We start from the raw sequence: 22,263 nt of genomic DNA on the forward strand, positions 1-22,263 counted from the left end.
CCGGCGGAGGTCAGAAGCCGCGCAGCACGACCGCCTTGGTCCGCGCGAACTCCTCGTCCGTGAGCACCCCGTCCCGGTGCAGCTCGCCCAGCTCGCGCAGACGGCGCAGCAGCACGTCGTGGTGGGCGGCGCGCGGCGCCCCGGCACGCTCGACCGGGTCCGCGGCCGCACTCCCGGCGCGGGCCGAGGGGTGCGGCAGCCGGGCGGTGACCGCGGTGGCGACCAGGGCCGTGAGCAGGTCCCGGCGGGCGTTGCCCCACAGGTCGAGGGCGTAGGGGTCCTTCTCGGGCGGCAGTTTGGAGAACGCCGTCTCGCGGGTCACGAAGCGCAGGAAGCCGTCCTCGTAGCCGGAGCCGGGCAGCCACTCCACCTGCACGAGGTCGTCGACCGCGATGATCCGCGGTCCGGTGGCGCGCTTGACCCGGTCGGAGGTGTCGGCCCAGTCGATGCGGACCTGGAGGCCGTCGAAGGAGACGGTGCCATCGGAGGTGCGGACCGAGACCGGCACCGGGGGCCCGGGCAGCAGATAGGTCCGGGCGGGGCCCTTGGGGATCTGGTCCAGGAGCAGGGCCCGGCGGATCTCCTCCGCGACGTACTCGGCGGCGCCCGCCCGGTCGAGGTCCACCAGCAGCCGGTACGGGTCGGCCGCGTCCGGCAGCCGCCCCCCGGTCGCCCGGAGCAGCGGATCGGCGCCTTCCCGCAGCCGCAGGCGCAGCCGGCCGCGCCTGCGTTCCGGCTCGTAGACCACGTCGGCCACGGCCTCCAGCGGCACCGCGACCTCGCCGTACGTCTGCCGGAACAGCGGCACGGAGCGGTGCAGTCCCGGCGTGATCCTGACCGTGCTGCCGTCGAAGGCCCAGGTCCCGTCACGCTGGATGATCTCGGCCATAGGGGAATTCTCGCAGCCCGGTCAACCCGACGGGCCGAGCTTCACCCGTGCCCAAGGGCCCTGGCGGCCGCGGGGGCGGGTGGTGTAGGGCACAATTCGCTGTCGGCGTAGGGGTGTTGTTCCGGGTGGGGAAGGCGGGCGTCGGGCGTGGCGGTCCAGGAAGCGAGAGACGGCGCGGGGGCGGCCCACGAGGGCGGCTGCGCCTGCGGGGACTGCCCGCACGGGGCACGGGCGGGGCATCGGCGCGCGGTCGCCGCGTTCCTGCTCAAGCGGGACGAGTTCGCCGCCGGGCAGGGGCTGCCCGCGGCGGTGGCCCACTCGGCGTCGGCCTCCCGGCAGTGGGTCTCGGAGGAACTGACGCAGTCCGCGGAACTCGTCGCCGCACGCGGCCGCGCCGAGGGCGAGGCCTGGCTCGCGCGGCTGTGGCGCCGTACCGCGGGCGCGGTGTGGGCGGCGGTCGTGCTGCTGCTCCTGGCCCAGGCGCTCACCGCGATCGGCGCCGGCTGGACCGCGGCGCGGACGGCGGGGCTGCTGGCCGCGGTCCTGGTGGGCGGGGCGCTGACCGCCGCCTCGTGGTTCCACCGGGCGCGCGGCGGGGTGCTGGCGCCGGTCGTCGGCGAGGACAACCGGCTCTCCACCTCGCGGGCGGTGGCCGCGGTGTGGGTGCTCTTCGTCGTGTACGCGGTGCTGGTGCTGGTGGGCCGGCTGGCGGCGGCCTCGGACCACGCCGAGCGCGACGCGCTGATCTCCGGTCTGGAACTGGCCCGCGGGGCCGGTGTGGTGACCGTGCTCGCCGTGGTGTGCGGCATCGCGGTGCTGGTGCGCCGGGTGGTCGGGCTGCGGGTGCAGGGGCAGCGGCTGCAGAAGGTGCGCGCGGACCGGCCGCGGGCGGCGGACCTGCTGACCGACGACGCGGGCCGGGGCACCTTCGCCGACATCCAGTACGTCGTGATCGGCGCCGTGGCGGTGGCGTTCGCCGCGGTGCGGCTGGCCCGGCGGCCCGACCAGCTGCCCGACCTGCCCTGGGGGCTGGCGGTGCTGGTGCTGGTGTCGGCCGCGACCTATCTGGCGGGCAAGTACGCCGAGGGCGGCCGGGCGGTGATCCTCTCGGTGGTGCGCGCCCGGGAGGCCGGTGACCTGGACGGGCCGATCCGCACCGGGGACGACATCGAGATCCGCGGGACCGGGTTCGTCCCGCCTGGCGCGCAGGCCGCCGACCGCCTTTCGCGGATGGTCGTCCGCATCGGCCCGGTGAACGTCCACGTCCCCCTGGTCCCGGTGGCGGGCGGCTTCAGCAACCCCACGGACACGGTGCTGATCGTGCCGGTGCCGGCGGACGTGGAGCCGGGCCGGGTGGAGGTGCAGGTGGTGACGGCCGCGGGCGTCGAGACCAACCGGTACGCGATCGACGTGCTGGACTGACGCGCGCCGTCCGCGGGCGGGACAGACGGCGACGAACGCACGCGTTCGCCCGGAAAAAGGGTCCCGCGGAGGTGAGCCGGCCGCCCCTGCCGTCCGTATGGTCTGGTGAGGGCAATCCGCTCGGCGGTGAGAGGCGGCTGACAGCGATGACCTACGGCGTTCCCACGGACTCCTACACCTTCCCGGCGGACCACCGGGGCGAGAGCCGGCCGGAGGCCGCCGCCCGGTACGCCCTGCTGCCGCTCCGGATCTTCCTCGGCGTCACCTTCGTCTACGCCGGGCTCGACAAGCTCACCGACAGCGCCTTCATGAAGAGCGGCGGCTCGGGGTCGATCGGCGACACGATGCGCGCGGTCCGCGACTCCTCCGCCGTCCCGGCCCTGGTCGACCTGGCCCTCAAGAACCCCGTGGGCTTCGGCTACGCCATAGCCTTCGGTGAACTGGCCGTCGGCCTCGGCATCCTGGTCGGGCTGCTGGGCCGGCTGGCCGCGCTGGGCGGCGCGCTGATATCCCTGAGCCTGTGGCTCACGGTCAGCTGGGCGACCAGCCCCTACTACTACGGCAACGACCTCGCGTACCTGATGGCCTGGCTGCCCCTGGTCCTGGCCGGCACGCCGATGCTCTCCCTGGACGCCGCGCTGCGCTCCCGGCGCCGACGCCGGTCGGAGGACTGGTAGGCCTCCGGGGTCTGGGGTGTCGCGGGCCGGGGGCGTCAGGCCGTCCGTCCGGTCAGCCCGGTAGCCCCGTCACCCGGCCCCCCTCCGCACGGGGTGCCCTGCGCCTGCGCAGGCCCCGGTTCAGGACCGCCACCGCGCCCGCCAGGCACAGGCCGCCCACCACGAGGGGGAGCGCCGCGAACCACGGGACCCGCCAGGCATCCGCCGCGTCCCCGGCACAGGCGACGCCCGCCGCGGTGACGAAGAGGCCGGCGACCAGCTTCCCGGGCTGGAACTCATGACGCAGCACGGCTCACCTCCGCCTGTCCCAGGCCGACCCGCAGGTCGAGGTCGAGTGTTCCGGCACGGCTCGCGCCGGCCGCCGGGGGCAGGATCACCCGCCGGCGCTTGTTCGGCGCGACGTCCACGTCCTGGGGACGGTCGCCCGGCAGCTGGACGTCGCCGAGGCCCACCTCGATGGTCGCCCGGACGGTCACGCCCTCCGGGACGATCACGCGCAACCGTCCCAGGCCCACGCGTGCCCGCGTGCTCACCGTCCGGTCCCTCCCGGGGTGCAGGCGGGTCAGGTCGAGGGTGCCCTCGCCGGTGCCGAGGTCGTAGCTCTGCCGTACGTCCGCGGTCGCGGCGGGCTGCCAGGTCCGGTGCGCCCACCGGGTGCCGATGTCCCGCGGGAGCACCGCCGACGCGGCGAGCAGGGCCGCCGTGACGATCGCCAGCAGGACCGAACCGGCGCCGGTGCGGCCGAGGAAGGCGCTCACCGCGATGCCCAGTCCGAACACCACGAGCGCACCGGACAGACCCGCCTGGAGACTGGCGCCGAGCGCGTGGTCGTCCCAGGCCAGGCCCGTGCCGAGGCCCCCGGCGAGAAGGGCGAGCAGGAAGACCCAGCCGCCGATCCGGCGCGGGCCGCGCGGCCGGCTCGGCACGGAGTGCGGGACGCCGGTCGGCCGGCCGTCTCCGGCGGCGCGGCCGAAATCGGCGGCGGCCGCCACGTCGCGGTCCCGCGTGTCCGCCGGGCCCCACAGATAGCCCGTACCGCCGACGTGGGTGCCGTCCTTGACGATCGGGTCGCGCCACCAGGAGGGGTGCGCCGCGGGCACCGGCGGCGCCTGCGCCTCCGGCGGGGCGTCGGCGACGGCCTGCGCGGCCAGGGGGTCGGGGTCGGGGGCGCCGCGGTACCGCGACCAGTAGCCGGCGCCCGCGAGGAGCAGGGAGAGCACGACGGCGAAGGTCAGCACGCTGCCGTTGCTCAGCATCGACAGGAACACCCCGCAGCCGACCAGCGCGAACAGCACGGCCGCGAGCGCGGGGCCGTCGACGCGGCCGGTGAGGAGCTTGCGGACCTCGTTCTCGTCCTCGTCGTCGAAGGGGACGAAGAGCCAGGCGAAGCCGTAGAAGAGCAGGCCGATGCCGCCGGTCGCGGCGAGCACGGCCAGGGTGATCCGGAAGATCACCGGGTCCATGTCGCACTGCCGCCCGAGCCCCGCGCACACCCCGGCGATCATCTTGTGCGGCCGGTCCCGCCGGAACCGCGCGGGGGACCCGGGGCCCGCCGCCGTCCCCTCCCCGGCCTCCGCCCGCCCGGCCGCCGCACCCCCGCCGGACACGGCGTCCGCGGGCCCGGTGCCGGGCCCCGGCCCCGGCGCGGCGTGCTGGTGGTTCGTCATGGGTCCATGGTGACGGGCGTGCCGTCGCCGCGGCAGCCGGTACGACCCTGGTCGAACCCTGAATTCGCCCCTGACCCGGCACCGGCCGCGCGAGGGACGACCGCGGTGCCGAGGAGCGGGGAGGGAGATCAGGGGAGTATCCGGGGCCGACCCTGATGCTCCGCTCCCGCGCGCGTGTGACCATCGGTGACATGCCGGAAGCCGCAGCCCTGCCCCTCGACGACCCGAGGCCGCCGCGCAAGCTCTACCGCAGCAGCGACGGACGCTGGCTCGGCGGTGTCGCGCGGGGCCTGGCCGGGCACCTCGGGCTGCCGGTGGTCTGGGTGCGGCTCGTCTTCGTCGGGCTGTTCCTGGCCGACGGCCTCGGCGCCCTGCTCTACGCGGCGTTCTGGTTCTTCGTCCCCCTCGGCGTCGGCGGCGTCGGCGGTGCGGGCGGCCGGCGGCCCCCGTCCCTCGTCGCCGCGGAGACCTCGCCGGACGGCCGCCGCAGACTCGTCGCCCGCAAGCCGGACAGGGGCCAGATCGTCGCGCTGCTCCTCATGGTCGTGGTGGCCATGGTCTTCGTCGGCAGCGTCGACCTCGGCAACGGCGCCAAGGCGTACCTCCTGCCCGCCGTCCTGGTCGGCGCGGGCGTCGCCCTCGTCTGGCGGCAGGCGGACAACGCCCGCCGGGCCCGCTGGGTCGAGGTCGGCCGCCGTCGCCGTACGCTCACGCTGCTGCGCGCCGGCGGGGGCGTCCTGCTGGTCACGGCCGGCGTCTCCGGCATCTTCGTCCTCCAGGGCTCCACCGCCCACCTCGGCTCGCTGCTCCAGGCGGCGCTGGCGGTCCTCGTCGGCGTCACGCTGCTCGCCGGCCCGTATCTGGTGCGCATGACCCAGGACCTGTCCGAGGAGCGCCTGATGCGCATCCGCGCCCAGGAGCGCGCCGAGGTCGCCGCCCACGTCCACGACTCCGTGCTGCACACCCTCACCCTGATCCAGCGCAACGCGGAGAACGCGAACGAGGTGCGCCGCCTCGCCCGCGCCCAGGAGCGCGACCTGCGCGCCTGGCTCTACCGGCCCGAGGGCACCGGCAAGGACGAGGCCGACGAACCGGCCACCCTCGCCGACGCGGTCAAGCGCAGCGCCGCCGAGGTCGAGGACAAGCACGGCGTGCCCATCGAGGTGGTCGTGGTCGGCGACTGCCCGCTGGACGAGCGCACCGGCGCGCAGATGCAGGCCGCGCGGGAAGCCATGGTGAACGCCGCCAAGTACGGTGGCGAGGGGGGTGCCGTACAGGTCTACGCCGAGGTCGAGGGCAGGACGGTCTTCGTGTCCGTCCGGGACCGGGGACCGGGGTTCGACCTCGACGCGATACCCGCCGACCGCATGGGCGTCAGAGAATCGATCATCGGCCGCATGGAGCGCCACGGGGGCACGGCGCGGCTGCGCGCGGTGCCGGACGGCGGCACGGAGGTCGAGCTGGAGATGGAGAGGGCGGAGAACACGTGATGAGCGACCCGACCGAGGCGAACGGTACGGCGGGAGCGGGGGAGGCGGACGGCGGTGCGGGCGGGCGGCGCGTGCGCGTGGTCCTCGTCGACGACCACCGCATGTTCCGTACGGGGGTCCAGGCCGAGATCGGCCGGACCGAGGAGACCGGCGTGGAGGTCGTCGGCGAGGCCGCGGACGTGGACCAGGCGGTCACGGTGATCACCGCGACCCGGCCCGAGGTGGTCCTCCTGGACGTGCACCTGCCCGGCGGCGGCGGGGTCGAAGTGCTGCGCCGCTGCGCCGCGTTGACGGCCGACGCCGAGCGGCCCGTCCGCTTCCTCGCGCTGTCCGTCTCGGACGCGGCGGAGGACGTGATCGGTGTGATCCGCGGCGGCGCGCGGGGCTATGTGACCAAGACGATCACCGGCGCCGACCTCGTCGACTCGATCTTCCGTGTGCAGGAGGGCGACGCCGTCTTCTCCCCGCGGCTGGCCGGCTTCGTCCTGGACGCCTTCGCCTCCACCGACGCGCCGCCGGTCGACGAGGACCTCGACCGCCTCACCCAGCGCGAACGCGAGGTGCTCCGGCTCATCGCCCGGGGCTACGCCTACAAGGAGATCGCCAAGCAGCTCTTCATCTCGGTGAAGACGGTGGAGTCCCACGTCTCGGCGGTCCTGCGCAAGCTCCAGCTCTCCAACCGGCACGAGCTGACCCGCTGGGCGACGGCGCGCCGCCTGGTGTGAGCCGGGCCGGTTCCCGGCGGGCGCCCCGGACCGTCACACCACCCGGGTCGCCCCCGCGAACGGCATCAGGCCGATCGGGGCCACCCGGACCGGGGCCGAGGGGTTCGGGGCGTGGATCATCAGACCGTCGCCGATGTAGAGGCCGACGTGACTGATGCCGGAGTAGAAGAACACCAGGTCCCCGGGGAGCAGTGCGGACCGCGACACACGGCGGCCCGCGCCGATCTGGGCGTAGGTGGTGCGGGGCAGGGAGATCCCCGCCGAGCGGTAGGCGGCCTGGACCAGGCCCGAGCAGTCGAAGGCGTCGGGCCCGGTCGCGCCCCACACATAGGGGCTGCCGAGCTTCTGCCGGGCGTAGGCGACGGCCGCCGCCGCGCGGGAGTTGGGAGCCGCGACCGCTCCGGGGGCGGCCGGCGCGCCCCGCCCGCCGGTCGCGGCCCGTCTTTCGGCCCCGCCCACGCCCCCGCTCTCGCCGAAGGCGGCGCGCTGCTCCGGGGACAGCCGGGTGAGCAGGCGCCGGGCCTCGGCCAGCTTGGCGGTGACCGTCCTCTTCTGCCGCCTCAGCTCCGCCTGCCGCGACCGGAGCGAGGTGAGCTGGACGTGCGCGGCCCCGCGCAGCTGCTCGATCTCCCGCAACTGGCGGCGCACCCGGTTCACCTCCGCCGTCTGCCGGACGCCCGCCCGTTCGCTGAACTCGGCCCCGTCCAGGTACCGCTCGGGATCGTCGGAGAGCATCAGGCGCAGCGCGGGGGAGAAGCCGCCGTCCCGGTACTGCGCCGCGGCGACCGAACCGAGCGCGTCACGCGCCGCGTTCAGGTTCTGCTGTCTGCGGGCGGCCTCGTCGCCCAGCGTCCTGATCCGCTTCTCGGCGGCGTCCGCCTTCTCCTTGGCGCCGTTGTACTTCTCGGTGGCCACCTCGGCCTGCTGGTACAGCTGCTCGACCATGGCCTTGACCTGCTCCGGCGTCAGCTGCGGGGCGGCGTGGCCGGTCCCCTCGAAGCCCGTCGTGGTCGCCATGCCCGCCAGCGCGATCGTCACGGCGGTACGGGCGGTGCGGGCCGGGCCGCCGCCCGGTGAGCGATGTCGGGGCTTGCGGTGCGCTGCCACCTGGACCGTCACGTCCCTTCGTCCGACCGCCGGTCCGAGTCGTGTCCGGCGGCGGCTCACACGGGGGGAGCAGGCCGCCGCCGGACCTTCTCGGCGAAGGTGTCCGGCTGCCGCCCCAGGCCCGGGCGGCGGTGGGGAGCCGGTCACCTGGAGGAGGACGCTAAACCTCTCCGTGACGGCACGGTGACGGAATGTACGGAAGTGGTGCGAGCGGATCGCCGGGTGACCGCATATGACCGTCGGCCCGCCGTCGGACCGCCGCCTTCACGCGGGGCGATGACCGATTGCCGCGGTTCGCGGGCGGACGATGCGGGCGGGGTGCTATGGGCGGGCCGCGTATATCCGCAGGCGGCCCGGGAGCGCCCGGGCGTCCCGCGGTGCCGCCGAGGTGTCCCCCTTGGTGGCCTCCCCCGGTGTGCGGGGGTGACGGGGCCGCTGATTAGGCTCCGGCCTCATGGACGTACTCATCCATTTCTTCGTCGGCCTCCACATCGTCGGCATCGCCGCGCTGCTCGGCGGTTTCCTCACCCAGGTGAAGGCGATGGGCCGGGGCACCGCTCGGTTCGTGCCCGGAATGCTGCACGGCGCGCTGACCATGCTGGTCACCGGCGCCGTCCTGGTCGGCCTCAACCAGGCCGACGGCCACCACGTCGACAACATCAAGATCGGCGTGAAGCTGGCGCTGCTGGTCGTGATCCTCGGCCTGGTCTATGTGAAGCGGGACGAGGAGAAGGTGGACAAGAGCCTGTTCGGCCTGGTCGGCCTGCTGACCACCGTCAACATCTTCATCGCGGTGCTGTGGACCTGAGCGGTGGCAGTTCTTCGGATCCGCGGGGCGGCCGCTCTCCGGATCCGGGCGGCCGGCTTCCCCGCGTCCTCGCGGGCGCCGGTCAGCGCGCGGCCCGCAGCTCGGCCCGCGCGTCCCTGACGGCGCCCGTCCCGACGGCCAGCCACGCCGCCACCGCGACCCACAGCAGCAGCTCGCCGGGGACCTCCAGCGAGGGCACGCCGACCACGGCGGCGACGGACAGCGTCGCCGCCGCCGTCATGCCCAGGGGGAACACGGTCGCCCAGCGGCGCACGTCGTAGCGCAGGCGCGGCCAGGCGAGTTCGGCGGCGAGCAGGACGCCGTACAGGAACAGGTCGAGCATCAGCAGCGCGACGGTGACGGTGCGCAGGACACCGCCGTCGTCCTTGTCCCACAGGTACATCCCCGACCCGGCCGCGGCCATCAGCTGCGTCCCGGCCAGCGCCGAGATCGCCGCCGCGCCACTCGCGATCCACTGGTCCCCGGCCCCCTCGATCACCTGGACCGGGTCGAACCGGGCGACCGCGAACACGTAGAGCGCCAGCCCGAGCCAGAACAGCACCAGCGACGCGTGCGCCAGCCAGGCCGACGCCTGCGCCCCGGCCACGGTCGCGCCCAGCACGGCCAGCCCCTCGGTGGCCACACAGCCCAGGAACACCGCCCCGGGCATCCGGCGCCCGGCCCTGCGCAGCACCCGCAGCAGCAGCCCCGGCCACAGCACGACGGACAGCGCGAGGAGCGCCTCGGCCAGGATCCGCGCGCCCAGCTCCGAGAAGCGGGTCCCCAGCACGGTGGTGGCGGCCACGGCCGTCAGCGCGCCCGGCGTCCCCGCCTCCGCGAGCCACTCCGACCGCTCGCGCACCAGACGCAGCAGGAAGCCGGCCGCCAGCCCCAGCCAGGCGGCGCACGCCAGGACCAGGGCGATCCAGGACAGCGCCTCGTGGCCCGTCGTGTGCAGGCCGGCCGACAGGATGCCGGTCGCCATGACGGCGGACCCGGCCGTCGACGGACGGTGCACCCACCAGGCGCCGAAGGAAGAGGTGCGGGGCATGGCCCGATGCTAAGGATCTTCGCGCGCCGCACACGCGGGGCACGCGCGCGGGCGCACGCGAAAGGGTGCGGGCGGGACGGCGCGCGCTGAAGGGCGAAGGGCGGCGGCCGCACGAGTGCGGGGCGGGGACTGCGCGGTGCATGCGCCGTCCCCGCCCCGCCTCCAGGGCTGCCGTGGGGCCTCAGGCGGGCCGCACCACGCTGTGGATCGCGGACTCGCCGTCGTAGTAGATCGACTCCTCGCGCACGTACGCGCCGGGCTTCGGGGCGTGGATCATCATGCCGTTGCCGATGTAGACACCGACGTGGCTGATGTCGTCGTAGAAGAAGACCAGGTCACCCGGCTGCGCCTGGGAGAGCGACACCGTCGTCCCCGCGTTCACCTGGTCGTAGGTGGTGCGCGGGAGGGTGACGCCGGCGGCCTTCCAGGCGGCCTGGGTGAGGCCCGAGCAGTCGTAGGAGTCGGGGCCCGTCGCGCCCCAGACGTACGGCTTGCCGATCTGGGCGCGGGCGAAGGCGAGCGCCTTGTCGGCCTGGGTGGCGTACGACGTGCCGGACGTCGAGGAGCCCGAGGTGTCCGTCGAGCCGGTGGAACCGGTGGAACCGGAGGAGTCCGACGTGCCGGAGCCCGAGGAGGCGGCCTGCTGCTGGGCGGCGGCCTGCTCCGCGGCCTGCTGCTTCGCCAGCTCCGCCGCCTTGCGCGCGGCCTCCTCCTGCTTCTGCTTCTCGATCGCCGCCAGCCGCGCCTTCTCCTCGGCGTTCAGCTTCGACAGCAGTTCGCGGGCGTCGGCGAGCTTCTTCTGAACGGTGGCCTTGGCCGTCCTGATGTCGCGCTGCGACTCGGTCAGCGTCTCCAGGCTCCGGGTCGCCTCCCGCCGCTTCTCCATGGTCGCGGACTGCTGGGTGACGTAGTCGTCGACCATGCCCTTCTGCCGGTCGGTGAGCCGTCCCATCAGATGCGACTGGTCGAAGTAGTCCTGCGGGGTGTCCGCGAGCAGGAAGGTGGCGGTGCTGGAGGCGGAGGCGCCGGTGCGGTACTGGGCGGCGGCGAACGAGCCCAGCTCCTCGCGCGCCTTGTTGAGCCGGTCGGTGCGCTTGGCGACGTCGTCGAGGAGCGAGGCCACCCGCGTGCGCTGCTTGCCGGTCTTCTCCTTGGCGTCGTTGTACTTCTCCGTGGCCGACTCCGCCTGGCGGTACAGGTCGTCGACCTTCTTCTCGACCTCTTCGATGCTCGGTCTGCTGTCCGGGGCGGGGGCGGCCTCGGCCGTCTGGGAGAGCAGGGCCACGGAGGTGAGGGCGGCCGTGGCCAGGGCCGGCGTGCGTATGCCTGCTACGCCCGGACCGGCGGGGCGGGACTTGCGGTGCGACGCCAAGGGAGGCGACTCCTTCCATCGTCCGCCTACCGGGTTAGCTGTCGGGTTCGGGCGGGTGGTTCGGAAGGGTTGCCCTACGGTCCGCGCCCGCTGGGCGGCACGGACCGATTCACCCCAAGGTCGGTGTGGGTCCCCGGCTCCGGATCGCCTGGCGGCGGGACCGGACTCGGCGGAGGCCGCGCGGCCCGGCGTCGTTCGCCGGTGAGGTCGTGCGGCCTGACGGCACGCTAGCCAACTCGTGTGGCTCCTGTGAAGGTTGATGCGCGATATGCCCGATACATTTTCGTGACCTCGCATCACTTGTGCGGTGGACGTGACGGGGTCGCTCCGCAGCGTAGCCCTCGTGAGGGGGCGGGGCGGGGCGGTACGGGGGGCGGGGCGCGGCGGGGCGGTGCGGCCCGCCGGGTGCCGGGATCGTGTGATGTTCCGCGGGCGGCCCCGGGTTGTCGGTGGGGCGCCCTAGACTCGTAGAGCGATGAGCAGCCTCTTTGACGACAGCTTCCTGGCGGACCTCCAGGCCCCTCGCGGCCACGAGGAGGAGCCCCCGCCGCCGCCCGAGGACGATCACGCTCCGGAACCGGTTCCGGGCGATCTGTTCGGCGGGAAGTTCGACCTGCCGCCGGACCGGGACACCCACTACCGCGACGGCGCGCCGCGCCCGGCGGTGGACCCGGCCGCCCTCCTGGAGGGGCTGAACGAGAACCAGCGCGCGGCGGTCGTCCACTCCGGCACCCCCCTGCTCATCGTCGCCGGCGCCGGCTCCGGCAAGACCCGCGTGCTCACCCACCGCATCGCCCACCTCCTCGGCGAGCGGGGCGTCCACCCCGGCCAGATCCTCGCGATCACCTTCACCAACAAGGCCGCCGGCGAGATGAAGGAGCGCGTCGAGCAGCTCGTCGGCCCGCGCGCCCACGCGATGTGGGTCATGACCTTCCACAGCGCCTGCGTCCGCATCCTGCGCCGCGAGAGCAAGAAGCTGGGCTTCACCTCCTCCTTCTCGATCTACGACGCCGCCGACTCCAAGCGCCTGATGGCCCTGGTCTGCCGCGACCTGGACCTCGACCCCAAGCGCTATCCGCCGAAGTCCTTCAGCGCCAAGATCAGCAACCTCAAGAACGAGCTGATCGACGAGGAGGACTTCGCCGCCCAGGCCACCGACGGTTTCGAGAAGACCCTCGCCCAGGCCTACGCCCTGTACCAGTCGCGGCTGCGCGAGGCCAACGCCCTCGACTTCGACGACCTGATCATGACGACGGTCAACCTGCTCCGCGCCTTCCCCGACGTCGCCGAGCACTACCGCCGCCGCTTCCGGCACGTCCTCGTCGACGAGTACCAGGACACCAACCACGCCCAGTACGCCCTCGTGCGGGAGCTCGTCGGCACCTCCGAGCACCCCGTGGACGTCCCGCCGAGCCAGGACGACCTGCCCCCGGCCGAGCTGTGCGTGGTCGGTGACGCCGACCAGTCGATCTACGCCTTCCGCGGCGCGACCATCCGCAACATCCTCCAGTTCGAGGAGGACTACCCGGACGCGACCACGATCCTGCTGGAGCAGAACTACCGCTCCACCCAGACCATCCTGAGCGCCGCCAACGCGGTCATCGAGCGCAACGAGTCGCGCCGCCCGAAGAACCTGTGGACCAACGCCGGCTCCGGCGCCCGCATCACCGGCTACGTCGCCGACACCGAGCACGACGAGGCGCAGTTCGTCGCCGAGGAGATAGACCGGCTGACGGACGCGGGAGACGCGAAGGCCGGCGACGTCGCCGTCTTCTACCGCACCAACGCCCAGTCCCGTGTCTTCGAAGAGGTCTTCATCCGCGTCGGCCTGCCCTACAAGGTCGTCGGCGGTGTCCGCTTCTACGAGCGCAAGGAGGTCCGGGACGTCCTCGCCTACCTGCGCGTCCTGGCCAACCCCGAGGACTCGGTGCCGCTGCGCCGCATCCTCAACGTGCCCAAGCGCGGCATCGGCGACCGCGCCGAGGCGATGATCGACGCCCTCTCCCAGCGCGAGAAGATCAGCTTCCCGCAGGCGCTGCGCCGCGTCGACGAGGCGTACGGCATGGCCGCGCGCTCCACCAACGCCGTCAAGCGGTTCAACACGCTGATGGAGGACCTGCGGACGATCGTCGAGTCCGGCGCGGGACCGGCGACCGTCCTGGAGGCCGTCCTCGAGCGCACCGGCTACCTGGCCGAGTTGCAGGCCTCCACCGACCCGCAGGACGAGACCCGCATCGAGAACCTCCAGGAACTCGCCGCCGTTGCGCTGGAGTTCGAGCAGGAGCGCGGGGAGGGCGAGGCCGCCACCCTGTCCGACTTCCTGGAGCAGGTCGCCCTGGTCGCCGACTCCGACCAGATCCCCGACGAGGAGGACGGCGACGGCGTCATCACGCTGATGACCCTGCACACCGCCAAGGGCCTGGAGTTCCCGGTGGTGTTCCTGACCGGCATGGAGGACGGCGTCTTCCCGCACATGCGCTCCCTCGGCCAGACCAAGGAGCTGGAGGAGGAGCGGCGTCTGGCGTACGTCGGCATCACCCGCGCCCGGGAGCGGCTGTACCTGACCCGCTCGGCGATGCGCAGCGCCTGGGGCCAGCCCTCGTACAACCCGCCCTCCCGGTTCCTGGAGGAGATCCCGGCCATGCACGTGGACTGGAAGCGGACGGGTGCCACGGCGCCGGTGTCCTCCGGTCCGGCGTCGGGCCTGGCCGCCTCCCTGTCGTCCTCCCGCTCGCGCTCGTCGGCCTCCGGCGCGTCGGGCTTCGCCACCCGCCGGACCTCCGAGAAGCCGGTGGTCTCGCTCGCGGTCGGCGACCGGGTCACGCACGACCAGTTCGGGCTCGGCACCGTCGTCGCGGTCAAGGGGACGGGCGGGAACGCCGAGGCGACGATCGACTTCGGCGACACCAAGCCGAAGCGGCTGCTGCTGCGGTACGCGCCGGTGGAGAAGCTCTGAGAGCGGGCCCCGCGCCTGATCGGACCGGGTCGTGCCCGCACCTGATCAGGGCGGGGGGCCGGCTTGCCCGATCAGGTGGGTGGTGCCGCCTGTCCACTGGATCTGGCGGGTAGTGCTGGCTGCTCGCCGGATCAGGCGGGGTGGTGCTGCCTGTCCGCGGGATCAGGCGGGGTGGTGGTGCTGCCTGTTCGCCGGATCAGGCCGGGTCGAGGCCGTGGCTGCGCAGCCACGGCAGCGGGTCGACCGCCGCGCCGCCGCCCGGACGCACCTCGAAGTGCAGGTGCGGGCCGGTGGAGTTGCCGGAGTTGCCCGAGTACGCGATCGGCGTGCCGGCCTTCACCACCGTGCCGGAGGGAACCCGGTAGCTGGAGAGGTGGCAGTACCACGTCTCCGTGCCGTCCTTCGCGGTCAGGATCAGCATGTTGCCGTAGGCGCTGTTCCACTGCGTGCGGACCGTGCCGTCGGTCGCCGCCATCACCGTGGTCCCGTACGCGACCGGGAAGTCGATGCCGGTGTGCACGGACATCCAGTTCACGCCCGCCTGGCCGAAATAGGCGCTGAGCCCTTTCTGCAGCACCGGGAGCACGAACTTGGGGCGCAGCCGTTCCTTGCGGGCCGCCTCCTCCGCCGCCTTCTTCGCCTCGGCCACCTGCTGCGCCTTGAGGTCGATGCGCTCCTGCGTACGGCTGGCCCGGTCGGCGAAGTCGTCGGCGCCGGCGGACAGGCTCTGCAACTGGGTGTCGAGCTTGTTGTTGGCGGTGGACGGCTGCACCGAGTGCGCGTCGGAGGCGGAGGCCGTGGTCTCCGTGCTGTCGTCGGTCAGTCCGCCGACGGAGGCGGCGGCGATCCCGGCGACCCCCATCACACAGACCGAGGGCACCGCCACCGTCAGCAGCGCGGAGCGCTTGGCCGGCGTGCGGCGCCGAGAACGGCCCGCGGTACGGGTGGCCGCGCGCGGGGCCGGAGCGACCTCTTCCTGGTCGTCGAGCAGCGGGCCCACGGGCGGCAGTGCGCCGGTGGTGCCCAACTCGTCCTCCGAGGTGGAGGGTTCGTCGTAGGCGACCTGGTCGAAGGTGGCGGTGGCCGGTGCGTCGGTGACCCCGTCGAAGCCGTCGGCCGCCGGTGCGTCCGCGGTGGTACCGGCGGTGTTCCACTGGGTGGCGTCGTACGCGCCGGTGTCGAAGGTCTGCGTGCCCCAGTCCCAGTGAGTCGCCCCGTTCGGAGCTGCCCCGTCCAGGGCGGTGCCGAGGCCGGTCTGGACGGTCTGGTCGGGCTGGTGGGTGCCGGGCTGGAGCCAGGCGTTCGCGTCCCACTGGCCGGAGGCGTCGGAGAGGGCGTCGACGGGGGTGCTCTGCGGCGGCACGGCGGTCAGCGGCTGGTGGCCGACCGTCCAGGCGCTGGTGTCGTAGGCACCGGTCTCGTAGGCGCCGGTGTCGTAGGCCGCGTGGGGCTGGGCCGCGTACGCGTCGTAGTGCTGGGTCTGGTGGCTGCCCGTGCCCCAGTGGGCCGTGTCGTACGTACCCGTGGAGTGGCCGCCGTCCGAGAGGTCGCCGAAGAGGGGGTCGGACGCGAAGCCGGCCGTGCCGTGCGCGAGGTGCGTACCGGTGTGGAGACCGGGGGCGTCGTAGTCGCCGTACGGGGTGAAGTCGCCCTGGACGGCGTCCGGTCCGCCGTACGACGCGTACGGCGCCGAGGCGGCATCGGAGGCCGGAGCCGGGGTAGTCATGGTCCCCGACGGATGGCGGTCGTTCACCGACTTCTCTTTCGCCTCGACAACAGGGGCTGCCAGAGCAGTGCGGCGACTGTACCCGGCGGTACGCGGGCGCGACAATCTTCCGCAGGTTTCCCGCGCGGGAAACGCGGGCAATCGCCCGTGTTTCGGGGGACTGCGGACACGGCTTGGTTCTGTGTTCGAGTCTCGTTCGGGTTCGGGTCGGTGCTGGTCGCCTTAATTCGGCCGCCGCGGGCGGGGGTTGCGCCGCCCGGATGCGTCCCGCCGACGGGTGCCGGCCCTGTTTTCCCGGCACCGCACCGCGGTTCACTCCGCGGCCGGGTCGTGTTCTTCGAACGGTCGGCGCGTGCTCACCGCGTACTCACCGGGTGTTCGCGGGACGGTCGACTCGGGCCGCGGCGCGGTCGGGCCGCGCTCACGCCACGGTCAGACCGCCCCGGCGCCGGGCCGACCGGTCCCGCGGCCGGACGGTGTCGAGCGCCTGCCGTATGCCGGCGGCGACGGCCGGGTGCACCGGCATGGCGAGGTGCCCGATGCCGCTCACCCGCACGTTCTCCACCGACAGGTCGGGGTGCTCGATGCAGGCCGAGTCCAGCGGATCCATCAGGTGGTCGAGGTCGCTCCAGAAGCTCACGAAGTGCGTGAGGCAGCCGGGCGCGGGCTGGGACAGCTCCTCGATCAGCTCCGAACCCGGACGCATCTGGCGCACGATCGGATGGGCGTTGGCCAGCGGCGCCACCCGGGTGCCGGAGTGCGGGGTGCCCAGGGTGACCAGGGTGCGGACCCGGAGGTGGCCGTCGAGCCGCTGCACGTAGTACCGCGCGATCAGGCCGCCGAGGCTGTGCCCGACGACGTCGACCTGCCCGCTTCCGGTGCGCTCGCAGATCTCCTCGATGTGCCGGCCGAGCAGCTCGGCAGCGGTGCGGATGTCGCAGGTCAGCGGGGAGTAGTTGAGGGACTCGATCCGCTGCCGGCCGTGCTGGGCGAGGCTGCGGCGCAGCAGGACGAACACCGAGCGGTTGTCGATGAACCCGTGCAGCAGGACCACCGGGGGCTTGGCCTCCGTCGGCAGTTGCGCGGCGCCGTCGGGCGCGGGGAGCGGGGAGGCCGGCCCGCGGCGCTCCTGGATGATCCCCGAGGGATACAGCAGCAGGTGGCCGGCGAGGATCGCCAGCTCCAGGGCGGTCGCCTTCAGGAGGGACAGGGACAGCCCCGCCAGCCGGATCGGGAGCAGGCGCTGGCAGAGCGGAACAATGGGATCCGCGACCCTGGTGACCTTCATGGCCGACCTCCTGTCGACACGCGGCAGGACGGCCTCGTCCCCCGTGTGTCCTCGTGGGCGGCCGCCACGAGGGTGCTCGGCCGGACATACGAGGGGCACCTGGGGCTGATCCGGCGTGCGGCGCCGGTGACGCCGTCGGCCCGACGCGGCTGCCCTCCGGTGTGGCGGCGAGGTGCCCCGCTGTCGTGCCGTACCTGCCCTGTGTGCCCTTCCTGCCCTCGCCGATGCCCCGTACCCCCGCGGCGCGCGGCCTGCGGCGCGGTGGTACGACGACCTCGTTGCGGCTCCCGTGACGCTTGTGCCCGCTGCGGGCCCCGTACCGCGGAAGAGTGCGGCCCGTGGGCCGCGAGGACGCGGAACTCCGCGCGGCGCGGGGGTCCCCCCGGCTCCACGAGCCCGGGGGAGTGTCCCACCGTGTGATTTCCCCCTCGGTGTGCACCGTGAAACTGCCGGTTGCGGGATGCTGGCGATAACGTTCGTTCACTTCCCCGGACGATGTGGTGCGGGGCGCCCGTGCCGTAGAGGCGCACCCGGTGCGATGAGCGGCGGAAGCCGTCGAACATGCGGTATGCCCGGCATGTTCGATGCGCTCGACATGTGCGGTACTTAACGGTACGGATGGATGTAGTCGCTTCATGGAGGCAGTGATGGGTGTGGCAGCCGGTCCGATCCGCGTGGTGGTGGCCAAGCCGGGGCTCGACGGCCACGATCGGGGCGCCAAGGTGATCGCGCGGGCGCTGCGCGACGCCGGTATGGAGGTCATCTACACCGGGCTCCACCAGACCCCGGAGCAGATCGTCGACACGGCGATCCAGGAGGACGCCGACGCGATCGGCCTGTCCATCCTCTCCGGCGCGCACAACACGCTGTTCGCCGCCGTGATCGCCCTGCTGCGGGAGCGTGACGCCGAGGACATCGTGGTGTTCGGCGGCGGCATCATCCCCGAGGCGGACATCGCGCCGCTGAAGGAGAAGGGTGTCGCGGAGATCTTCACCCCCGGCGCGACCACCCAGTCGATCGTGGACTGGGTCCGGGCGAACGTGCGTCAGCCCGCCCAGGCGTAGGGCTTCCCGGAGCCGGGCGGGCACGGTCGTCCCGTCCGGCGTCCGCGGGCGAGGCCGGTGGCGGTCCGGGGGCGCCGGAGGTACGTCGGCGTCCCGCTTCGCCCTGGCCGGGGCGGCGTTCGGTCGCCCCGGGGCGGAGTTCAGGCGAGCGGGGGCGGACGCCAGGCGGCCGGTGGCCGAGTTGAGTCGGCCGGGGGCGGAGGTCGGCCCGCCGGTGGCGGGGCTCAGTCGACCCAGGGCGGAGTCCAGTCCGCCGGTGGCCGGGCCCAGTCGGTCGGTGGTGGAGTCCGGTCCGCCGGTGGCGGGGCTCAGTCGGTCGGTGGCGGGCCCAGCTCCGCGGTCATCGCGGAGCGCAGCCGCAAGGTGGTCACCAGGCGCTGGAACGCCTCCGCCCAGTACCCCCCGGCCCCCGGCGCCGAGTCCTCCGCCTCTTCCGGCGCGGCCAGCAGGCCGTCCAGCCTGCTCGCCTCCGCGGGGTCCAGGCACCGCTCGGCCAGTCCCATTACTCCACTGAAACTCCATGGGTAACTCCCCGCATCCCGCGCGATGTCGAGCGCGTCGACGACCGCTCGTCCGAGCGGTACTGTCCACGGCACCGCGCACACCCCGAGCAGTTGAAACGCCTCGGACAGACCGTGCGCCGCGATGAACCCGGCGACCCAGTCGGCCCGTTCTCCGGCGTCCAGCGTGCCGAGCAGCTTGGCGCGCTCGGCCAGGGACACCGCGCCCGGCCCGCCCGCCTCGGGTGCCGCGGGAGCCCCGAGGAGCGCCCGCGCCCACCGCGCGTCCCGCTGCCGCACCGCCGCACGGCACCACGCGGCGTGCAGTTCGCCCCGCCAGTCGTCGGCCACCGGCAGAGCCACGATCTCCCGCGGGGTGCGTCCGCCCAGCCGCGCCGGCCACGTCCCGAGCGGCGCCGCCTCCACCAGCTGCCCCAGCCACCACGACCGTTCGCCCCGGCCCGCGGGCGCCTTGGGCACGACCCCGTCGCGCTCCATCCCCGCGTCGCACTCGTGCGGGGCCTCGACCGTGATCGTCGGCGTCACCTGCGTGTTGTCGACGGCCACGCAGGCCCCGGCCCGGTCCGCCATCCGCGCGGCGAGCGCCGACCCGGGCAGCGCCGACAGCAGTTCCGCCGCCGTCGCCCGTACGTTGCGGCTTCGGTCGGACAGGGCCTGTTCCAGCAACGGCTCGTCGTCGGGGCCCAGGCCCGCCCGCAGCGAGTCGAGGAACATCAGCCGGTCCTCGGCCCGCTCCGTCGCCCAGCTGTCGGCGAGAAGCTCGCGCGCGGCCGCGGGCCGGTGGGCGCGGACGGCTCCGAGCAGCGCGACCCGCTCCGCGAACAGGCCCTCCTCCCACAGCAGCCCGATCCGCTCCGAGTCCTCGGGGCCCGGCAGCGCGGAGCCGCCTCCTGGGGCCGCGCGCAGGGCGAAGCGCCAGTCCGCGTTCAGCCGCGCGAGCCACAGGGCGCGTGGGCCCGCGAAGGCCAGCACCGCCGGCCGCAGGTCCGTACGGCCCCGGGCCGCGTCCAGCAGCGCGGGAAGTGTCTGTGGGGGCGCGGCGAACCCGCGTGCGTTCGCCGCGGCCAGCCACTGGGGCAGCAGCTCCATGAGGTCGGGCGCCAGGCCCCGGCGTCCGCCGCCCGTGCCCGGGCGGTCGGCCAGCAGCATCGCGAGCCTGCGGGCCGCCGCGGCGGGCAGCGGCGGACGCGGGTCCACGGGCGCGGGCTCCGGGCGCTCGGCCGCCGGTGCGGGCAGCAGCCCCGCCCGCCGTCGTACGGTCGCCAGGGCCGCCGCGTCCAGCAGCGCCACGGGCGCCTCCCGGAGCGTCGCCGGTGCCTCCTCCTGGCCCGGTGGCCTCGGGGGCGTACGGCGGTCCGTACCGAGCAGGGCTGTCGTGACCAACTCCTCCCAGGCGCCCGACGCGGGCGCCTCCACAGGGGCGGAGGTCCTGATCATGAGCTTCCTTTCCGTTGCCGGGTGCCGGGGAGTGGTTGAAGGGTCACGCTGATCGAGTTTCCCGTGGTGGGTAACAAATGCGTGATTCCGGTGAGAAAGGGCTGATCGGTGGGCCCTGTGGGGTAAGCGCCCGGAGCGTTCGTGGCAGGTGTGGTGCGCGGAACGCTGGTGCTTGCCAATGTGCGCCCCAGGCGGTGCGCGCACCGGTCCATGTGCTCCGGTCGGGTGAGGCTCCACGTCGTACGCGCCCGTACAGGCGGCCGCCTCGGGCCCCGTGCAGGTGGCGGCCGGGTGCGTGCTGCCACGGGGCCCTCCCTTCGGTCTCCGGCGTCCTGGGTCTCGGCGGTTCGGGCGGTCCCGGGGTCCCGGGGTCTCGGCGGTTCGGGCGGTGCCGGGGTCCGGGCGGGGCCGGCGATCGCCGCGGCCCGGGCTGGTCCCGTCGGTCCCGGGTGTCCGGGCGGTCCCTGCGGTCCGGGGCCGGTCTCTCGGTCCCCCAGGCCCATCGGCCACCTTGGATCTCCTCGGTCCCGCGGGTTCCGCCGGTCCCGCGGGTTCCGCCGGTCCCGCGGGTTCCGCCGGTCCCGCGGGTTCCGCCGGTCCCGCGGGTTCCGCCGGTCCCGCACGGCCGGTGCGGGCCGACCGAGCGATGTCGCGGTGCGTAGTCAGTGATCAGCACAAGGTCACAGCCTCCCCCTCGCCATCCGGCCAGGCGGTCAGCGGGGTGAAGCCCCGGTGGCCGCACTCGCCGAACACCGTGACCGGGGCGCCGCCCGACAGCGCGACCAGCCGCCACAGCCCGGGGCGGGCGCGGGCCGCCGGGGTGAGAGGCAGCGCGGAGTCGGCGTCGGCGTCCACCAGCTGCCAGGAGTCGCCGTCCGGCACCGGTATCACCCGGCCGAGTGTCACCGGGACCGACTCCAGCCACGGATCGTCCCGCAGGGCCTCGCCGTAGCGGGCGGCCGCGCGCGCCGTCGTCACCCCCGGCGGGCGCGTCCGCGTGGGGGCCGGCGGGGCGAACCGCTCTCCCAGGGCACCGCGCACCTGGCCCGCGCCCGGATAGGCGGACACATCGGCGTCCAGCGCCAGGCCCACCGGCAGCGTCTGCTCCGGGGCGCGGCCCGCGGCGCCGTAGGAGAGCAGCAGGGCCGTGCGGCCGGTCTCGGTCCCGTGCAGCCAGATCCGCCGGGTGACCAGCTTGGCGTCCGCCGTGTCGTACTGGGCGAGGACGAGCCAGCGGTCGCGCACCGGCGGGCCGTCCGCGGTGCCGGGCAGGCCGACCCGGGACCGGACCGTCGCCGCCAGCCCGTCCGGCAGCCGCTCACGGCGCAGCCAGCCCTGGTCGAGGAGGTGGAGCAGCGCGCACTCCTCCAGCAGGCGCACCGGCCAGCCGGGCCCGGACGACGGGACCGCTCCCAGTTCCCGGACGCGCGCGGCGAGCCCCGGCGCCTGCGCGTCGACCATGCGGGCCGCCGTCTCCTCCCACAGGCCGTACCCCGCCTGCTCGGCCCCGGCCAGGCCGCCGCGCAGCAGGTCGGCCAGGCGCTGCTCCAACTCCGTGGCCCCCGCGGTGATCCGCTCGGCCCGGCGCTCGGCCCGGCGTCGCGCCGCCTGCGGATCGGCGGAGCCGGACCCGGAACCCGCGGCGCCCTCCGTCCGCTTCTCCTCCGCCCGTCTGCGCCTGCCCGCCAGCCACTGCCCGGCCCACTCCGGCGCCTGCCCGGCCGGCACGGAGCCGTCGCCGCCCGCCCACAGCAGCAGCAACCCGAGCGCGTGCTTGCACGGGAACTTACGGCTCGGGCAACTGCACTTGTACGCCGGCCCGGCAGGGTCCGAGAGGTCCACCACCGTCTGATACGGCCTGCTGCCGCTGCCCTTGCACAGCCCCCACACCGTCCCCTCGCCCGTACTGCCCGCCTCGGACCACGGCCCGGCCGCGCCGAGTTTGCTTCCCGCTTTGCGTGACGCGTCGTCAGGCGCCAGTGACAGCACCTGGTCCGCAGTCCAGCGCACCCCCTGCTGAGTCATGCCATCGAAGGTAGATCCCCCCACTGACAATCGACCTG

17 protein-coding genes and 1 riboswitch are annotated in these 22,263 nt (G+C 74.2%); of the genes, 7 read left to right on the forward strand and 10 right to left on the reverse strand.

Features of this window, described 5'->3' with window-relative positions; genetic code table 11:
- Positions 1–10 precede the first annotated feature (10 nt).
- Positions 11–889, reverse strand: a complete 879-nt coding sequence (locus tag ACIPM1_RS03425; protein WP_402428302.1) for a DUF4429 domain-containing protein — start codon at positions 887–889, stop codon at positions 11–13.
- Positions 890–1,036: 147 nt separating this feature from the next.
- On the opposite strand from ACIPM1_RS03425, the gene ACIPM1_RS03430 reads away from it, so the two are divergent.
- Together ACIPM1_RS03430 and ACIPM1_RS03435 are read left to right on the forward strand one after the other, a co-directional pair.
- A complete protein-coding gene (locus tag ACIPM1_RS03430; protein ID WP_402428305.1) occupies positions 1,037–2,311 on the forward strand; it encodes a hypothetical protein in 1,275 nt (424 codons plus the stop codon).
- Between the two features lie 146 nt (positions 2,312–2,457).
- Complete coding sequence (locus ACIPM1_RS03435) at positions 2,458–2,988, forward strand: DoxX family membrane protein (protein WP_402428308.1); 531 nt, start codon at positions 2,458–2,460, stop codon at positions 2,986–2,988.
- Positions 2,989–3,040: 52 nt separating this feature from the next.
- On the opposite strand, the gene ACIPM1_RS03440 is transcribed toward ACIPM1_RS03435, so the two are convergent.
- Positions 3,041–3,277 (reverse strand): hypothetical protein, encoded by a 237-nt coding sequence (locus ACIPM1_RS03440; RefSeq protein ID WP_402428311.1) that lies wholly within the window; start codon positions 3,275–3,277, stop codon positions 3,041–3,043.
- The gene (locus ACIPM1_RS03445; protein WP_402428313.1) at positions 3,264–4,655 is read right to left on the reverse strand and encodes a PspC domain-containing protein; all 1,392 of its coding nucleotides are present in this window, start codon (positions 4,653–4,655) and stop codon (positions 3,264–3,266) included. Before ACIPM1_RS03445 ends, ACIPM1_RS03440 begins: the two co-directional genes overlap by 14 nt.
- A gap of 191 nt (positions 4,656–4,846) precedes the next feature.
- Here ACIPM1_RS03445 and ACIPM1_RS03450 point away from each other — a divergent pair, with 191 nt between their 5' ends.
- Together ACIPM1_RS03450 and ACIPM1_RS03455 are read left to right on the forward strand one after the other, a co-directional pair.
- Positions 4,847–6,145 (forward strand): PspC domain-containing protein, encoded by a 1,299-nt coding sequence (locus tag ACIPM1_RS03450; protein ID WP_402428316.1) that lies wholly within the window; start codon positions 4,847–4,849, stop codon positions 6,143–6,145.
- Entirely contained in the window at positions 6,145–6,870 is a 726-nt protein-coding gene (locus ACIPM1_RS03455) for a LuxR C-terminal-related transcriptional regulator (RefSeq protein WP_402428319.1), read from the forward strand. Before ACIPM1_RS03450 ends, ACIPM1_RS03455 begins: the two co-directional genes overlap by 1 nt.
- 33 nt (positions 6,871–6,903) lie before the next feature.
- On the opposite strand, the gene ACIPM1_RS03460 is transcribed toward ACIPM1_RS03455, so the two are convergent.
- Positions 6,904–7,977, reverse strand: coding sequence for an NlpC/P60 family protein (locus ACIPM1_RS03460; protein ID WP_402429379.1), 1,074 nt, complete (start codon positions 7,975–7,977; stop codon positions 6,904–6,906).
- A gap of 454 nt (positions 7,978–8,431) precedes the next feature.
- On the opposite strand from ACIPM1_RS03460, the gene ACIPM1_RS03465 reads away from it, so the two are divergent.
- On the forward strand, positions 8,432–8,785 hold the full coding sequence (locus ACIPM1_RS03465) for a hypothetical protein (RefSeq protein WP_356182298.1): 354 nt from the start codon (positions 8,432–8,434) through the stop codon (positions 8,783–8,785).
- An 82-nt stretch (positions 8,786–8,867) separates the two neighbouring features.
- Here ACIPM1_RS03465 and ACIPM1_RS03470 read toward each other — a convergent pair whose 3' ends face one another.
- Entirely contained in the window at positions 8,868–9,836 is a 969-nt protein-coding gene (locus ACIPM1_RS03470; protein ID WP_402428323.1) for a tellurite resistance/C4-dicarboxylate transporter family protein, read from the reverse strand.
- Positions 9,837–10,017: 181 nt separating this feature from the next.
- Positions 10,018–11,208, reverse strand: a complete 1,191-nt coding sequence (locus tag ACIPM1_RS03475) for an NlpC/P60 family protein (protein ID WP_402428326.1) — start codon at positions 11,206–11,208, stop codon at positions 10,018–10,020.
- Between the two features lie 7 nt (positions 11,209–11,215).
- A riboswitch (cyclic di-AMP (ydaO/yuaA leader) is annotated at positions 11,216–11,375 on the reverse strand.
- A 308-nt stretch (positions 11,376–11,683) separates the two neighbouring features.
- On the opposite strand from ACIPM1_RS03475, the gene pcrA reads away from it, so the two are divergent.
- Complete coding sequence (pcrA, locus tag ACIPM1_RS03480) at positions 11,684–14,164, forward strand: DNA helicase PcrA (protein ID WP_402428328.1); 2,481 nt, start codon at positions 11,684–11,686, stop codon at positions 14,162–14,164.
- A 196-nt stretch (positions 14,165–14,360) separates the two neighbouring features.
- Here the strand turns inward: pcrA and ACIPM1_RS03485 are convergent, their stop codons facing one another.
- Both ACIPM1_RS03485 and ACIPM1_RS03490 read right to left on the reverse strand, forming a co-directional pair.
- Positions 14,361–15,890, reverse strand: a complete 1,530-nt coding sequence (locus ACIPM1_RS03485; protein WP_402428332.1) for a M23 family metallopeptidase — start codon at positions 15,888–15,890, stop codon at positions 14,361–14,363.
- 421 nt (positions 15,891–16,311) lie between these two features.
- Positions 16,312–17,178 (reverse strand): esterase/lipase family protein, encoded by an 867-nt coding sequence (locus tag ACIPM1_RS03490; RefSeq protein ID WP_402428335.1) that lies wholly within the window; start codon positions 17,176–17,178, stop codon positions 16,312–16,314.
- A gap of 647 nt (positions 17,179–17,825) precedes the next feature.
- Between ACIPM1_RS03490 and ACIPM1_RS03495 the strand changes: the two genes are divergently transcribed.
- The gene (locus ACIPM1_RS03495) at positions 17,826–18,242 is read left to right on the forward strand and encodes a cobalamin B12-binding domain-containing protein (RefSeq protein WP_356182317.1); all 417 of its coding nucleotides are present in this window, start codon (positions 17,826–17,828) and stop codon (positions 18,240–18,242) included.
- Positions 18,243–18,550: 308 nt separating this feature from the next.
- On the opposite strand, the gene ACIPM1_RS03500 is transcribed toward ACIPM1_RS03495, so the two are convergent.
- Entirely contained in the window at positions 18,551–20,200 is a 1,650-nt protein-coding gene (locus tag ACIPM1_RS03500; protein WP_402428338.1) for a DUF5691 domain-containing protein, read from the reverse strand.
- A 669-nt stretch (positions 20,201–20,869) separates the two neighbouring features.
- The gene (locus ACIPM1_RS03505; protein WP_402428341.1) at positions 20,870–22,225 is read right to left on the reverse strand and encodes an SWIM zinc finger family protein; all 1,356 of its coding nucleotides are present in this window, start codon (positions 22,223–22,225) and stop codon (positions 20,870–20,872) included.
- Positions 22,226–22,263 lie beyond the last annotated feature (38 nt).

This window comes from Streptomyces sp. NPDC086766, from assembly GCF_044746005.1.
Lineage (GTDB): Bacteria > Actinomycetota > Actinomycetes > Streptomycetales > Streptomycetaceae > Streptomyces.